17 protein-coding genes and 1 pseudogene are annotated in these 13863 nt (G+C 42.8%); 5 read left to right on the forward strand and 13 right to left on the reverse strand.

Annotation, left to right across the window (positions count from 1 at the left end; genetic code table 11):
- Positions 1-63: 63 nt before the first annotated feature.
- The 3 genes from GXP75_RS00645 to spoVK form a co-directional block, all read right to left on the reverse strand.
- Positions 64-1329, reverse strand: coding sequence for a methionine gamma-lyase family protein (locus tag GXP75_RS00645; RefSeq protein WP_242555946.1), 1266 nt, complete (start codon positions 1327-1329; stop codon positions 64-66).
- A 16-nt stretch (positions 1330-1345) separates the two neighbouring features.
- Positions 1346-2608 carry a GTPase HflX gene (gene hflX, locus GXP75_RS00650; protein ID WP_214914439.1) on the reverse strand — a complete coding sequence of 421 codons (1263 nt, stop codon included), beginning with the start codon at positions 2606-2608 and terminating at the stop codon, positions 1346-1348.
- Positions 2609-2758: 150 nt separating this feature from the next.
- Positions 2759-3727 (reverse strand): stage V sporulation protein K, encoded by a 969-nt coding sequence (gene spoVK, locus GXP75_RS00655; protein ID WP_106045026.1) that lies wholly within the window; start codon positions 3725-3727, stop codon positions 2759-2761.
- 306 nt (positions 3728-4033) lie between these two features.
- Here spoVK and GXP75_RS00660 point away from each other — a divergent pair, with 306 nt between their 5' ends.
- A complete protein-coding gene (locus GXP75_RS00660; RefSeq protein WP_242555947.1) occupies positions 4034-4798 on the forward strand; it encodes an N-acetylmuramoyl-L-alanine amidase in 765 nt (254 codons plus the stop codon).
- 44 nt (positions 4799-4842) lie between these two features.
- Here the strand turns inward: GXP75_RS00660 and GXP75_RS00665 are convergent, their stop codons facing one another.
- The 9 genes from GXP75_RS00665 to GXP75_RS00705 form a co-directional block, all read right to left on the reverse strand.
- Positions 4843-5463 (reverse strand): hypothetical protein, encoded by a 621-nt coding sequence (locus GXP75_RS00665; protein WP_010788688.1) that lies wholly within the window; start codon positions 5461-5463, stop codon positions 4843-4845.
- A 47-nt stretch (positions 5464-5510) separates the two neighbouring features.
- Complete coding sequence (gene nrdF, locus GXP75_RS00670) at positions 5511-6497, reverse strand: class 1b ribonucleoside-diphosphate reductase subunit beta (RefSeq protein WP_003328811.1); 987 nt, start codon at positions 6495-6497, stop codon at positions 5511-5513.
- A gap of 17 nt (positions 6498-6514) precedes the next feature.
- Entirely contained in the window at positions 6515-8617 is a 2103-nt protein-coding gene (gene nrdE / locus GXP75_RS00675) for a class 1b ribonucleoside-diphosphate reductase subunit alpha (RefSeq protein WP_106045023.1), read from the reverse strand.
- Complete coding sequence (gene nrdI / locus GXP75_RS00680; RefSeq protein WP_242555948.1) at positions 8577-8969, reverse strand: class Ib ribonucleoside-diphosphate reductase assembly flavoprotein NrdI; 393 nt, start codon at positions 8967-8969, stop codon at positions 8577-8579. Before nrdI ends, nrdE begins: the two co-directional genes overlap by 41 nt.
- Positions 8970-9236: 267 nt before the next feature.
- Positions 9237-9449, reverse strand: a complete 213-nt coding sequence (locus GXP75_RS00685; protein WP_003328814.1) for a hypothetical protein — start codon at positions 9447-9449, stop codon at positions 9237-9239.
- Between the two features lie 81 nt (positions 9450-9530).
- Positions 9531-9797 (reverse strand): YmzC family protein, encoded by a 267-nt coding sequence (locus GXP75_RS00690; RefSeq protein ID WP_061571841.1) that lies wholly within the window; start codon positions 9795-9797, stop codon positions 9531-9533.
- 120 nt (positions 9798-9917) lie between these two features.
- Positions 9918-10139 (reverse strand): RNA chaperone Hfq, encoded by a 222-nt coding sequence (hfq, locus tag GXP75_RS00695; RefSeq protein ID WP_010788684.1) that lies wholly within the window; start codon positions 10137-10139, stop codon positions 9918-9920.
- A gap of 39 nt (positions 10140-10178) precedes the next feature.
- Entirely contained in the window at positions 10179-11123 is a 945-nt protein-coding gene (gene miaA, locus GXP75_RS00700) for a tRNA (adenosine(37)-N6)-dimethylallyltransferase MiaA (RefSeq protein ID WP_242555949.1), read from the reverse strand.
- Positions 11124-11221: 98 nt separating this feature from the next.
- The gene (locus GXP75_RS00705; protein WP_242555950.1) at positions 11222-11626 is read right to left on the reverse strand and encodes a YmaF family protein; all 405 of its coding nucleotides are present in this window, start codon (positions 11624-11626) and stop codon (positions 11222-11224) included.
- A 116-nt stretch (positions 11627-11742) separates the two neighbouring features.
- Here GXP75_RS00705 and GXP75_RS00710 point away from each other — a divergent pair, with 116 nt between their 5' ends.
- From GXP75_RS00710 to erbB, 4 genes and pseudogenes are all read left to right on the forward strand, one after another.
- Entirely contained in the window at positions 11743-12000 is a 258-nt protein-coding gene (locus GXP75_RS00710; RefSeq protein ID WP_106045019.1) for a hypothetical protein, read from the forward strand.
- 131 nt (positions 12001-12131) lie between these two features.
- On the forward strand, positions 12132-12674 hold the full coding sequence (locus GXP75_RS00715; RefSeq protein WP_214914451.1) for a TetR/AcrR family transcriptional regulator: 543 nt from the start codon (positions 12132-12134) through the stop codon (positions 12672-12674).
- A complete protein-coding gene (gene erbA / locus GXP75_RS00720) occupies positions 12671-12985 on the forward strand; it encodes an SMR family multidrug efflux transporter EbrA (RefSeq protein WP_003328822.1) in 315 nt (104 codons plus the stop codon). The genes GXP75_RS00715 and erbA overlap by 4 nt, the downstream gene beginning before the upstream one ends.
- Before the next feature lie 16 nt (positions 12986-13001).
- A pseudogene (erbB, locus tag GXP75_RS00725) lies at positions 13002-13351 on the forward strand (SMR family multidrug efflux transporter EbrB).
- Positions 13352-13364: 13 nt separating this feature from the next.
- On the opposite strand, the gene GXP75_RS00730 reads toward erbB, so the two are convergent.
- A complete protein-coding gene (locus GXP75_RS00730) occupies positions 13365-13817 on the reverse strand; it encodes an OsmC family protein (protein ID WP_242555951.1) in 453 nt (150 codons plus the stop codon).
- Positions 13818-13863 lie beyond the last annotated feature (46 nt).

The following is a 13863-nucleotide window of genomic DNA, read 5'->3' on the forward strand; positions in this document are numbered from 1 at the left end:
ATATAATGTGTCAACACGATGTAAGGATTCTTAACATCGAATTCATTGAAAATTTTAAACTATTTAAATTAATTGCTTTTCCATCAATGCATTCACCGCGCTGCAAATGGCGTTTTTCACGTGGGAGTAAGTTAATCCTCCCTGAACGTATGCGACATATGGCGGCCTGATGGGTCCATCAGCTGATAATTCAATACTCGCTCCTTGCACAAAAGTGCCGGCAGCCATGATGACATCATCTTCGTACCCCGGCATATAGCTCGGATACGGGGTGACGTGGGCATTGATAGGTGACGCGTATTGGATCGCCTGACAAAAAGCAATCATTTTATCCCGATCAGAAAATTCAACGGATTGAATTAAGTCCGTTCTTCCCGCATCCCAGCGCGGATTAGATGTAAAACCGAGCTTTTCAAGAAAACATGCGGTAAATACGGCGCCTTTTAAGCTTTGAGAGACAACATGCGGAGCAAGAAAAAAGCCCTGATACATTTCCTGCAGTGAATAAAGTGATGCGCCCGCTTCCCTGCCGATGCCTGGAGATGTCATCCGGTACGAACAGGCTTCTATCCATTTGGCTTTACCGACAAGGTATCCTCCGGTCTTGGCAAGTCCGCCGCCTGGATTTTTGATAAGCGAGCCTGCCATGAGATCGGCTCCCACATGGCAAGGCTCAAGCTCCTCTGCAAATTCACCGTAGCAGTTGTCCACAAACACAATGAGATTTTCGTTTATCTCTTTGACAAAGCGGATCATTTCCTGAATCTCTTTAATGAGGAAAGACGGCCGGTTCGCATAGCCTTTAGAACGCTGAATGCCTATCACTTTCGTATTTTCATTAATTGCTGCGGCTACCCCTTCGTAGTCGACTTTTCCCTCCTGGGTCAGATCAACTGCATTGTATCCTATATGAAAATCCTTTAGCGAGCCGGAATTTTCTCCCCCTCTGACTCCGACGATTTCTTCAAGCGTGTCATAAGGCTTTCCTGTGATATAAAGCAATTCATCTCCGGGTCTCAGCACTCCAAATAACGCAATGGAAATGGCATGGGTGCCTGAGATGATCTGCGGTCTTACCAACCCCGCTTCTCCGCCGAAAACATCTGCGTATATGTTTTCCAGCGTGTCTCTTCCAATGTCATCGTAGCCATAGCCGGTAGACGGCGTAAAGTGGGTATCACTCACTTTATGTTTTCTGTAGCTTTGAAGCACTCTCCATTCATTGCGCTCACTGATCTCCTCAATTCTTTTATGAACGTCAGAAATTTCTGCTTCTACTTCTTTAGCGGTCTTTTTTAATAATTCGCCGTGCGTTAGTGTTTCAAACATTTTCTGTATTCCTTTCTTACATGTACTTCTTCAGTTCACCTGATATATTTTGTTCGGCTTGTACATATCCTGAGATGTCATACCATTCATTTTCTTCATTAAAATGAATGCGTTCAACCATTGTTTCTGATTTAATTCTGGCAATCAGCTTTCCTTCATCCGCCGGAACTCTAGCCGTATACGACGTTAAAAGCTCTTCCCGCAAATACTTTTCTATGTTTTCTTTAAATCTCGCAGCATCATCTTCGATTCTGGCACTGAGCATAATATGATGTTTTCCGGTTGACGGGATGAAGTCGGGCAGTTTTTGGTCTCGTTTGTTGTAAGCTGTCAGAATCGGAATATCGTCTGCTTTGAGCTCCTCCAATAGCCGAATAACGGTTTTTTCATGGCCTGTGTAATCCTCGTTTGAGGAATCAATGACATGCAAAATAACATCGGCTTCCTTCACTTCCTCAAGCGTCGATCTGAATGCCGCAATTAATGTCGTCGGCAGGTCTTGTATAAACCCTACCGTATCCGACAGCAGCACACTGTAGCCGCTTGGCAGCACCATTTTTCTCGTCATCGGATCAAGCGTCGCAAACAAAAGATCCTCTTCATAGCTGTCAGCGCTGGTCAGACGATTGAACCAAGTAGATTTTCCGGCGTTGGTATATCCGACCAAAGCAAGCTGAAGGACTCCGTTTTTCTTTCTTCTATCCCGGTATCGGCTTCTGTGTCGGGTAACCGCAGTCAATTGGGTGTTTATTTCGTGAATGCGATTTCTAATATGACGGCGGTCTGTTTCCAGCTTTGTTTCACCCGGCCCTCTTGCCCCGATGCCTCCTCCTTGTCTGGAGAGATTAATACCTTGTCCGCTCAGTCTTGGAAGCGCGTATTGCAGCTGGGCTAATTCTATTTGAAGTTTTCCTTCTCTTGTTTTGGCCCTTTTTGCGAAAATATCCAATATTAATTGGGTGCGGTCAATGATTTTCACTTCAATGGCGGTAGCAAGCGATTTTAACTGGCTTGGCGATAGCTCGTCATTAAAAATCAAAAGATCTGCTGAGAGCTCTTCGCACAACGCTTTGAGTTCTTCCACTTTCCCCTTTCCTATATAAGTGGCTGCGTCAGCCCTGTTTCTTTTTTGCGTCACAGTGGTCAATACCGTCCCGTCTGCTGTTTTCGTAAGGGAGGCAAGCTCCGCAAGAGAATTGTCAAAATGCTCGTCTGAGATATGAGGCAGCTGGCATCCAACCAATATTGCCTTTTCTTGTATCAGTTCTTGTTCATTCAAATGGATGTTCCTTTCTTTACGTAATGGGCAGTAGTATTATCATACCAAACCGATCAGGCGTATACCACAAATCCCTTGATATTTCGGCTTTATATGACACATATGCGGCTAAAAAAGAGCAAACAAACAGACCTCCCTGTGGCGAGAGGTCTATCCTGTGCCCGGTACCTCTTCTTTTATTGTGAGATCCTGGCTTTTTATTGTCATCAAGTCGCTTTTTAAGTATTGATCTCCCATTAAGAGCCTCATCGCTTGGGTGCGTATTGATTTTTCAATGACATTTCTCACAAATCGCCCGTTGCTGAATTTGACGGGGCTTGTTGTGCTTTTGACCGTCATTAAGTAATCTTTTAATTTCCATTCCGCTTCCTGACTGAATTGATATTCCCTATCTGCGATCATTCGTTTCGCAATATCCATCAGCTGAGATACGGAGTAATCCGGAAAATCAATACTAATGGGAAATCGTGATTGAAGCCCGGGATTTAATGATAAAAAATGGTCCATTTCTCTTGAATATCCGGCAAGAATTAAAATAAATTCATGCTGTTTGTCTTCCATATGCTTTACGAGCGTGTCTATTGCTTCTTTCCCAAAGTCTTTTTCTCCGCCTCTTGCCAGAGAATAGGCTTCATCAATAAATAAAATTCCGCCCAGTGACTTTTTGATTAAATCTCTTGTTTTTTGTGCCGTGTGGCCGATGTATTCCCCGACAAGATCCGCTCGTTCAGCCTCAATGAGGTGACCTTTCGTAAGGACATTCATTTCAAAAAAAAGTCTTCCGATAAGCCTGGCGACAGTTGTTTTTCCTGTGCCGGGATTGCCTTTAAACATCATATGCAATGCTTGTTTTCCCGCTTTTAAACCTTGTTCCGCCCGTTTTTGGTTCACAAAGATCCAAGCGTAAATTTCTTTGATATTCCGTTTCATTTCCTCCATGCCGACCAATGTATTCATTTCTTTTTCTATTTCTTTCAGAATGCCGTGCTTGGCTTCATTTTTTTGGACAGCGGTCTGATATTCTGCCTCTGCTTCAGCATTTGTCAGCACCTGCTTTTGTCCGTTAAGAATAATGTTGATCTGTCCGTTATTTTTATAGGTTACAGCGCGCTCCAACATTTTCACCTCTCTGTTTTCTCTTTATGTTATTCATGAATGAAGCGTTTGTGACACGCGCCTATCATGAGGGGGGCTTGTTTTTGACGTCCGCCTGTCAAAACAACTGTTCTTTTCGGGAACGATGTTGAATCCTGCGCTTTCCCGAGAAATACTTTATTTCTTATTCTATTCATGACGGGAGCGGGGACAAACCATATATTTTTTTATTTTCCGGGAAATAGGAGGCGTTTTTCTTATTTTTTTCGGTAAAGACATCAGTACAAGCACCAACCGGTTTTGTTCATATGCTGTAATGAGGTGATGGGAATGGTTAAAATTTTTATTGATCCGGGCCACGGGGGAACTGATCCTGGTGCAACAGGCAATGGTTTGCAGGAAAAGGCGCTGACTTTGCAAATCGCTTTAGCGTTACGCACGATTTTAACCAACGAGTATGAGGATGTTTCTTTGCGAATGAGCAGGACAAGCGACCAATTTGTCAGCTTAGATGACCGGGCGAATGCAGCTAATAGCTGGGGCGCAGATTATTTCTTATCCATTCATATTAATGCCGGAGGCGGGACTGGCTTTGAGAGCTATATTTATCCAGGAGTCGGATCGCCAACGACAACTTACCAGTCACATATCCATGGAGAGGTTCTGAAAGCGGCGGACTTTGCTGATAGAGGGAAAAAATCAGCTAATTTCCATGTGTTAAGAGAAACCGCCATGCCTGCATTGCTTACAGAAAACGGTTTTATTGACACAGCGGCAGATGCCAACAAATTAAAAACAGCCAGTTTTATTCAAAGCCTGGCAAGGGGACATGCCAATGGGTTGGCACAAGCCTTTAATCTAAAAAAAAAGCCTAGCGAACATTTATACAAAGTCCAAATCGGAGCCTTCAAAGTAAAAGCAAATGCAGATTCGCTCGCTTCCAGCGCAAAGGCTAAAGGTTTCAATGCGATCGTGCTTTTAAAGGACAGCCTATACAAGGTGCAAATTGGCGCTTTTTCTTCAAAAGACAACGCTGATGCTCTTGTCACTAAAGCAAAAAATGCCGGCTTCGATGCGTTTATCGTACAAGAATAAGCAAAAAACCCGGTCCCTCTCTTTAAAGGAGGAACCGGGTTTTTCTATTCTAAAATATCCACGACAAACTGCGACCACGTTTCCAGCCGGCTGTAAACACTTTCTTGTTTTAACTCAGAAATGCTCATCCACTTGCCTGCAATTTGTTCCTTTTCTTTGACTTCCACATGTGCTCCTGATTTCAATTGAAGCGCTGAAAGGATGCCGATATGCACTTTACCGACACTGTTTTCGTCATCATTGATTAAACCGAGTGTGACGATCTTCAGTTTATCTTCTTCATTGATTTGAAGCTCCTCATCCAGCTCGCGGTCAGTGTTTAGTTTTAACACTTCCGAAAATGATGCTGCCCCTTCAATGTGATTCATATGGCCGCCAAAGCCAAGCGAAAGTTTATTGTGCAGACGCGCCTCTCCTCCGCCTACAAGCCGTTCATAAACAAACACTTCATCTTCGCGTGTAATGACTACGTAAGGAATCGGCTGCTTGAAGAGCGGATCTTCTTCAGCATCTCCCCTTCTCATTTCACGATAATGCGCCTCAATCTGCGCCATGATTTCAGTGATACGTTCGTCTTCACTGTTTACGCCTTGGAAGGTTAAGCTTTCTTTCTTAAATACTTCATCCCGCGGGGCAACTAAAATAACTTCATCCATTTTTCCCATTTTTCGTTTTCCTCCTGTTCACATCATCAAGCCGAAAAGAGCAGATATTATATCTGCTCTTTTTCATCAAAATAAAAGTCGTCATCTTTAATCGGCTCCACCGTAGCTTTCTTATAGCCATTCCCCTTCATCGAGAAGAAGTCATGTGATTTTGTTTTTGTGTTTAATCCGTTTAAGACGATCGGATTAATTTCTTCTTCTTCAAAGTAAGAATCAAAGCCGAGGTTCATAAGTGCTTTATTCGCGTTATAGCGGATAAACTTCTTCACATCGTGTGACAGCCCGACTTGGTCATACAGATCCTCTGTATATTCAAGTTCATTTTCATAAAGCTGTTCCAATAGTTCAATTGAGAACTCGCGCAGCTCAGCTTTTTTCTCTTCGGGCTGCTTATTGTATATTTCTTGTGCAAGGAGTCCGATGTATACGCCGTGAATGGCTTCATCGCGCAGAATCAGGTTGATGATTTCTCCGCTCTGCATCAGCTTTCCTTGTCCGTAGAAGTATAGCGGATAATAGAACCCGCTGTAGAACAAAAAGCTTTCCAGATAAACCGACGCTACCATGGCTTTGAATAATGAAATCTCATCATCTTTTTTAATGCTTTGATAAAGGCCGACAATGATTTGAGCTTTTTTCTGTAAAAATTTATTTTGTTTAACCCATTCGAACACTTCGTTGATGGTTTCAGTAGGCGCAAGTGTCATAAAAATATTGGAATACGATTTTGCGTGCACCGCATTCTCCATCATGGCCATAAAGTTCAGCACCGCTTTGCGCTGATGGCCCTCTACGTGGTCGGCCACGATCGGCATTCCCGTATTTCCCTGCTCGGTATCAAGAAGAGTAAGTCCGGCGAGCACCTTCATATAAGTATCTTGTTCGTTTTTCCCAAGGTACTTCCAAGTGAGGAGATCGCCGTTTAAAGCAATCTCTTCCGGAAGCCAGAACTGCTTCACATTTTGATTATAGAACATTTGGGTAAAATCATCTTCATGCTTTGACCAGTTTGCTGCGTCATAAATTTTCGTCACTATAAACTCTCCTTTAATCAAACAACACAAGAAAGGCAGCTGTCTTGCCCAGTATCTTTCGTTCTTGCATAGTAAATGGTTTTAATGCCTCTATGGTGGGCATACAGATCAATCCGGTTTAGATCACGGGTTGTCATCGTATCTTTCAAGAACAGTGTAAAGCTGATTCCCTGGTCAATATGCTGCTGGATCGTCGCAATCATATCCACCACTTTGAACATGTCCATGTCATACGCTTCTTTATAGAAGAACCAGTTGTTTGATGCAAGGCCCGGCATTGGATAATACGTTTTTGAGTTTCCGTATGTTCTTTCTTCTATCCGTTCCATGATCGGCATCACGGACGCTGTGCTTGATTGCACGTAAGAAATTGAACCGGTCGGCGCTATGCACAATCTGTAGCTGTGATACATGCCATGCTCAGCGACGAACGCTTTCAGCTGTTTCCAGTCTTCAATTGTCGGAATATGCATGCCTTCAAACAGGGCTGCGATTTTTTCATACGCCGGTGAGAAATCGTTTGAGACATATTTATCGAAGTATTCCCCCGTTGCATAGGATGAACCTTCATACTGCTCAAACGTTGCGCCTTTTTCTTTCGCAAGCTCCGCAGAACGCTGGATGGAATAGAAATTGACCATCATAAAGAACGTGTTCGCAAAATCTCTGGCCTCAGGGCTTTCATAAGCAATGCCGTTTTGGGCGAGATAGCCGTGAAGGTTCATGGCGCCGAGCCCGATTGATTTCATGGCTTTGTTTGCGCGTCTTACAGCAGGCGCGTTGCGGATGTCTGTCGTTTCAGACACATGGGTTAAAGAATCGGTTGCAAGCTTCACCGTGCGCTCAATTGATTTGTGTTCCATTACATTTAAAATATTAAGCGATCCCAGGTTGCAGGAAATATCCAAGCCAATTTCATCTTCTTCATCGTAATCTGTGTAAGATGAAACCTGTGACGCTTGAAGAACTTCAGAGCAAAGGTTGGAAAACTTCACCTTGGACACGTGGTTCAGCGCATGCTCCTTGTTGACGTTATCCTGGAACATAATGTACGGGTAGCCTGATTCTGAGCGCAGCACCGCAAGTTTTTCAAGCAATTTGCGCGCGTTGATTTTTTCTTTTTTCACACGCGGATTGTCGACAAACTTGTCGTACATTTCATTCATGTCCATTTCATCCATGTGCTGCCCGTATTCTTTGTAGATCGTATGCGGATAGAACACATAGGCCGCTTTATCTTCTCTCGCAAGCTCAACGAATTTATCCGGGATGACAACGCCGATAGAGAGTGTTTTTACACGCACATCTTCATCAGCCGAGATTTTTTTCGTATCAAGAAAGTCATTGATATCCCGGTGGAAAATGTTTAGGTATGCGGCTCCAGATCCTTGTCTTTGTCCCATTTGATCTGCATAACGGAACGCGTTATCAAGGAGCTTCATGACGCCGACAACACCTTTTGTCGCGTTCTCAACATCTTTAATCGCTTCGCCTTTGGCACGCAGCTTCGACAGATTGAGAGACACGCCTCCGCCCAGTTTAGAAAGCTGCATGGAAATGTCAATCGCTCTCGAGATATCGTTTAGTGAGTCATTGACTTCTAATAGGAAGCAGCTCACAAGTTCTCCGCGGCGCTTTCTTCCGGCATTTAAAAATGTCGGTGTGCTCGGCTGATATTCTTGGTTAATCATTAAACGCACATAATCTTTCGCTTTTTCTGTGTCACCGTTGGCAAAGAACAGCGCAACGATTGATATTCTGTCCTCATAGCGTTCAAGGATTTTTTTCTTGTCGTTCGTTTTCAACGCATAGTCATTATAGAATTTAAACGCACTCATGAAGGAAGGAAAACGGAACTTCTTCGCGTAAGCTGTCTTAAACACTTCTTTAATATCTGCAAATGAATAGAGGCTTAGGAACTCTTCTTCGTAGTATTGGTTTTCAACCAGATAATCTAGCTTCTCTTTTAAATCGTGAAAGAACACTGTATTTTGGTTGATATAATCCACAAAATAACTATGTACAGCCTCTTTATCCTTATCGAACTGAAATTTCCCGTCCTTTTGGATCATGATTTCATTATTTAACTGAATCCATTTTGGCACTTGGTTTTGTGACAACTCTTTCTACCTCCTGAGTAAACAATTCAACGTCTTTCGATGTGCCGCTGAGTTCAAATTTGTGCAAAATCGGCACCTGATATTGTTTTGAAATGGTGTCGGCACTTTTTGCAAAGTTATCGCCCCACACTTTATTGCCGCTTGCTGCGACTCCTAATAGAAGATGGGCATTTTTTTCGAGAAATGACTGTGTCGAAGCCGGCACTTGTCCAAAGTTTGTCGTGTAGGTTACTAAAACAAACGGAGTGTCCAGATAGTCAGCTTCATTCACTTTACGTATCAGCTGAAACCCTGTCTTATTCACAAAACGCTGAACATTCCCTGTTTTCGAATCGAATATGATTTGAACCATGCTTTATCACGACCTATTACAAATTATGAATCTCTTATCTCCCAACACTATATATAGTATACTATCACATCCGAAAAACACAATATATAGATTCGTTTTTATAAAAAGTTCATATTTTCTCTATTCAGGACCTTTGCCCGGCTCCTTATACGCCCAAAAAAGAGAGCAGAACGAGAATCGTCTCTCGTCCTACTCGAAAGGGTCATTTTTAAGCCGATGTATATCATAACACGAAAAAAAACTGCTTAGTAGTCTAGATTTTTTTTCTTATTTTTTGTAAGAATCACAACATTCGCTTTCAACGGTTTCTTCAATTTCTGCGTCAGCGCCGATTTCTTCTAAGACTGCTTTCAGGGCGCTCGCAATAGATGCTTCTCTGATCAGTTCCTTGCCGTTTACAATAATGCTTGTGCCATATTCATAACAGGAATCATCCTCACAGGTTTCTTCCCAATGATTGATAATAACCTTGTGTTTCATATTCTCACCCTCTGCATGATCTATGTCAGTACTTAGTTTAGCGGCATCGGTCCGCTTTGTAAATTTGAATGCTTGTGAAAATTATTCAAGCTCATCGGATAGCCATTCTTTTTTTAGTGTTACCTCGTTCTTTGATTCATCATACTTATATATTTTGACCGTTCCGTCCTCGACAACACCAAAATGATTATGATCCAGCGGAAATGAGCTTGTTTGCGGGATTTCATAATCACCATGATCGGTTTCGACCACAGTTTCTTGATTTCCGCAGCTTCCGAAAAATAAAAATACAGCAATAAACACAAGCGCAATCCTGATTCTTCTCAGTTCTGTTTCACTTTCCATCAACATTCTCCCATCCCCCGTCTTTACGATTTTCCCATTATGGCATACCTATACGTATGAATATAAAAAATGTTCCGCCGGGCATAAAAAAAAGGCCCTGAAAAATGGCCTTTTTTCATGATTCTATTCGAGTTCAAGCTGGACGTTTTTTTGCGGGGCGAAGGTAGAGATGGCATGTTTATATATAAGCTGCTGCTTTCCTTCGGTTTCAAGCAATACCGTAAAGTTATCAAAGCCTTTCACTTGGCCGCGCAACTGAAAGCCGTTTAGTAAAAAAACAGTAACAAACGTATTTTCTTTTCGGATTTGATTCAAAAACTGATCCTGAATATTAATCGGTTTCATGTTTTGTCCTCCTTGATTCTCTATATCATACTGTTTCGATCAAAGTTCAAGTTTTCCTGCTATATGTGTGAAAATTTCCTTTTCCTTCAGCGCGGCATCGACAGGCGGCGTCATATCAAACCAAGAGACGTGCATTTTGTTGCGAAACCATGTCAGTTGGCGTTTAGCATACCGTCTGGAGTTTTGTTTTAATTGCTCGACAGCTTCCGAAAGTGTCACAATTCCGTCAAAATATGCGTACAGTTCCTTATAGCCGATCGCCTGAATGGATTGGCAGTCTCTCAGATTTTGATTGTAAAGCCGTTTGACTTCATCAGCGAGACCCGCTGCCATCATAATATCCACCCGCTCATTAATTCTCTCGTAAAGCGCTTCTCTGTCCATTGTAAGGCCGATCATAACTGAATGATACAGCTGTTCGCGTTTCTGCTCTTTTAAATGCTGTGACATCGTTTTGCCTGACGTATGTAAAATTTCTAAGGCGCGGATCACTCTTCTGATATTGTTCGGATGAATCGAAGCTGCAGCTTCAGAATCGGCCGCGGCCAATCTGGCGTGAAGGGCTTCAGCGCCCTCCTGAACAGCCGCTTCCTCCATTTTTTTGCGGAAAGCGGGATCGTTCGCTTCTTCCGTAAATGTATAATCATACAGAACCGATTGAATATACAGACCCGTCCCTCCGACAATCATGGGAAGCTTTCCTCTTTCACTGATCTCTTTGATCTTAGATCTCACCAATCTTTGGTAATCAGCGGTTGAAAAAGGCTCAGATGGATAAAGGATATCAATCAAATGGTGAGGTACACCCTCCATCTCCCGCTCAGAAATCTTTGCCGTGCCGATATCCATGCCTTTATAAATCTGCATCGAGTCTCCGCTGATAATTTCGGCATTTAACGCTTTAGCAAGCTGTATACTTAAATTTGTTTTTCCCACTGCCGTCGGTCCGACCAGAATGACAACGGGCTGTTTTGTCTTTTTCACTGCACATCACTCTCTTTTACAAATCTCCCCCCATTATAACACTACTCATATATTCAACCACCTATTCATTTTGCCCTTTTTCTGACGCGGTAAACGTCTTACCAGCCGAGCGGTTCATTGCCTACTATTTCCCGCGTTCGCCCCTTCATTTCATGTCTATGCGTCTTTCTCCCGTTGTTTCTCGGATCATACACAACGCCGCCGTACTGTATTTTTATCGGTTCATTGTAGGCGAGATAAGTGGTTTCTTTTATTTCATGATAATGCGTCCCGTCCGATCTCGGGATAGCTGGCCCGGAAATGCCATAGTAGCGGTGAAAATGGCCGTTATCAAAAGACGTAATCCCCGTATAATAATGCGTATGCCTATCCGTATTGCTTCCGTTCTCTGGCTGTGAGAATCCTTCAATCAGGTGATAGTGCCCTTCCACCACATTCGTTTTTGCTTGATAAGCATGAACGTGCGGGGGAGCTTTTGACCAGTCAGATTGGTACAGCCCCAAAGCGGCTCACTCCTTTCTTTAATTTCCCTTTTGGTGAAAACGCCCAATCAAATCGGTATAGGCTGAATACTCTGGTATCAGCTAAAGTTTATTTTATTATCGGAGGTGCCTTAATTATGAATGAAATACAGCATTATTCACCACAAAGTGATATGAGACCATTTGGAAGACCTGGTTTTGGTTTCGGAAGACCTGGATTTGGGTTTGGCAGACCTGGTTTCGGTTATGGCTTCGGACGTCCCGGTTTTGGGTTTTATGGCGGTCCGTTTATCGGAGGGCTTGTTGGCGGCCTAGTGGGAAGCGCTTTGCTTAATCCGTATGGTTACGGAGGATATCCTTATTATCCGTATCCCCCGTATCCATATTACTATTAAAAAAAGCAGACTCCTTAAAAAGGGGTCTTTTTTAACGTCCAGATTTGAGGTAAGATGAATCTCTTGACTCATAAAATAACATCATATATCATGTGCTTTACTAACCGGTAAGTAAAGTAGGTGTTTTTTTTATGTCAAAAAAAGAAGAAATTTTTGAAGCAGCAGCTAAGACAATTACTGAAAAAGGATTAAAGCATTTAACCTTGAGCCGTGTAGCGAAAGAAGCAAACATGACAAAAGCCGGGCTCCTTTATCATTTTTCAAGTAAAGAAGAGCTTATTAACGAAATGAATGAATACGCAATATCAAACTTTCAGAACTTACTGGATCATCATCAAGAAAATTTGCAGTCTGATAAAGCAGTTTTCGTCAAATCGTTTGTTTTGGCGACGCTTGACGATCTTGAACTCCAAAATACAGTTCAACTGTGCACAAGTATGCTTGCGACCATGTCTTTCAACGAAGAGCTGCTGAGGCCATGGAGAACATTTTATACAGAATTTAAAAAAAAGGCAGATGAAGAAATTTCTGACCCTGCGACGTCACACCTGATCCGGCTTGTCTGTGACGGAATCTGGTTTTCAGAAATGTTTCAGCTGGAACCGTTGCAACAAAAAGAAAAAGCGCTTTTGCTCAAACGCTTAATGAATGTAATAGAGGAGGATTTTATATGATATTAGGTTACACCTTCCTCGCAATTGCTATATTATCAGAATCAATGGGTGCTGCCATGCTGAAAGTCTCTCATGGCTTCACCCGCTGGAAGCCGATCATGTTCGTCATCATCGGTTATTCACTTGCCTTTTATATGCTGTCGCTGACATTAAACCATATACCTCTCGGCTTATCATACGCCACTTGGAGCGGAGCGGGCACGGTGCTGACAGCGGTTATCGGAGCAAAGTGGTTTGAAGAGAAGCTGAATAAACAAGGAATTGCCGGGATTCTGTTATTAATATCGGGAGTTGTGTTATTAAATTGGTAAAAAAGGCGGTGTTTTTATGAAAGGAATGATTTTTTTAGCTGCGGCAATTATCACAGAGGTATTTGGCAGCACAATGCTGAAACTGTCTGAAGGCTTTACTCAAATCGGACCCAGCATCGGAGTAATAGAGCAGGATTTGCATCCGCCTTCACTTTTTTAAGCATGTCACTTAAAACGATTGACTTATCTTCGGCATACGCCACATGGTCAGGCATCGGTACAGCGCTGACCGCTATCATCGGTTATTTGCTTTTTGGCGAAACCATCAGCATGAAAGGGATACTTGGCCTTACCCTTGTAATAGCCGGGGTTGTTCTGCTTAACAAGTCAAAATCGGCAAAAAAAGAACAAACGGTCTTACACTGACCGTTTGAACCCATTATTTCCCCGAAGCTCTTACTGAAGCTTCAAGCTTCAATTCCACGTTCCCCTGAACTGCACGCGAAATCATACAAGAGGACTCCGCCTTTTCCGCAAGCTTATGCGCGAGCGCCAAATCAGCTTGCGAAGCATCAGGCTTCAGCAAAATAACAGGGCGGTGAATAATTGTTTTATACGTAAAAATTCCGTTTTTGACTTCAACAATACCCTCTGACTCCATATGCAGATCTTCTTTTTCAAGTCCGCTTCTTTCCATCATGGCTGCGAGCGTAATAATATAGCAGGTAGCGGCTGCGCCAAGAAGCATTTCATCAGGATTGGTTCCCTGCCCCGGTCCGTCCATTTCCTTTGGAATCGAAATAGATGTCATGAGATTTCCGCTTTCTATCGTGCCGACATCATTACGCTTCCCCGGCCATTGTGCTTTTAAATAAAAATGATGATCTGCCATGTGCTGTATCCTCCTTTTTGTTTCTTTTTTCAGTCTACTGATGATT

This window comes from Bacillus sp. HU-1818 (assembly GCF_022695965.1).
Taxonomy (GTDB): Bacteria; Bacillota; Bacilli; order Bacillales; family Bacillaceae; genus Bacillus; species Bacillus atrophaeus.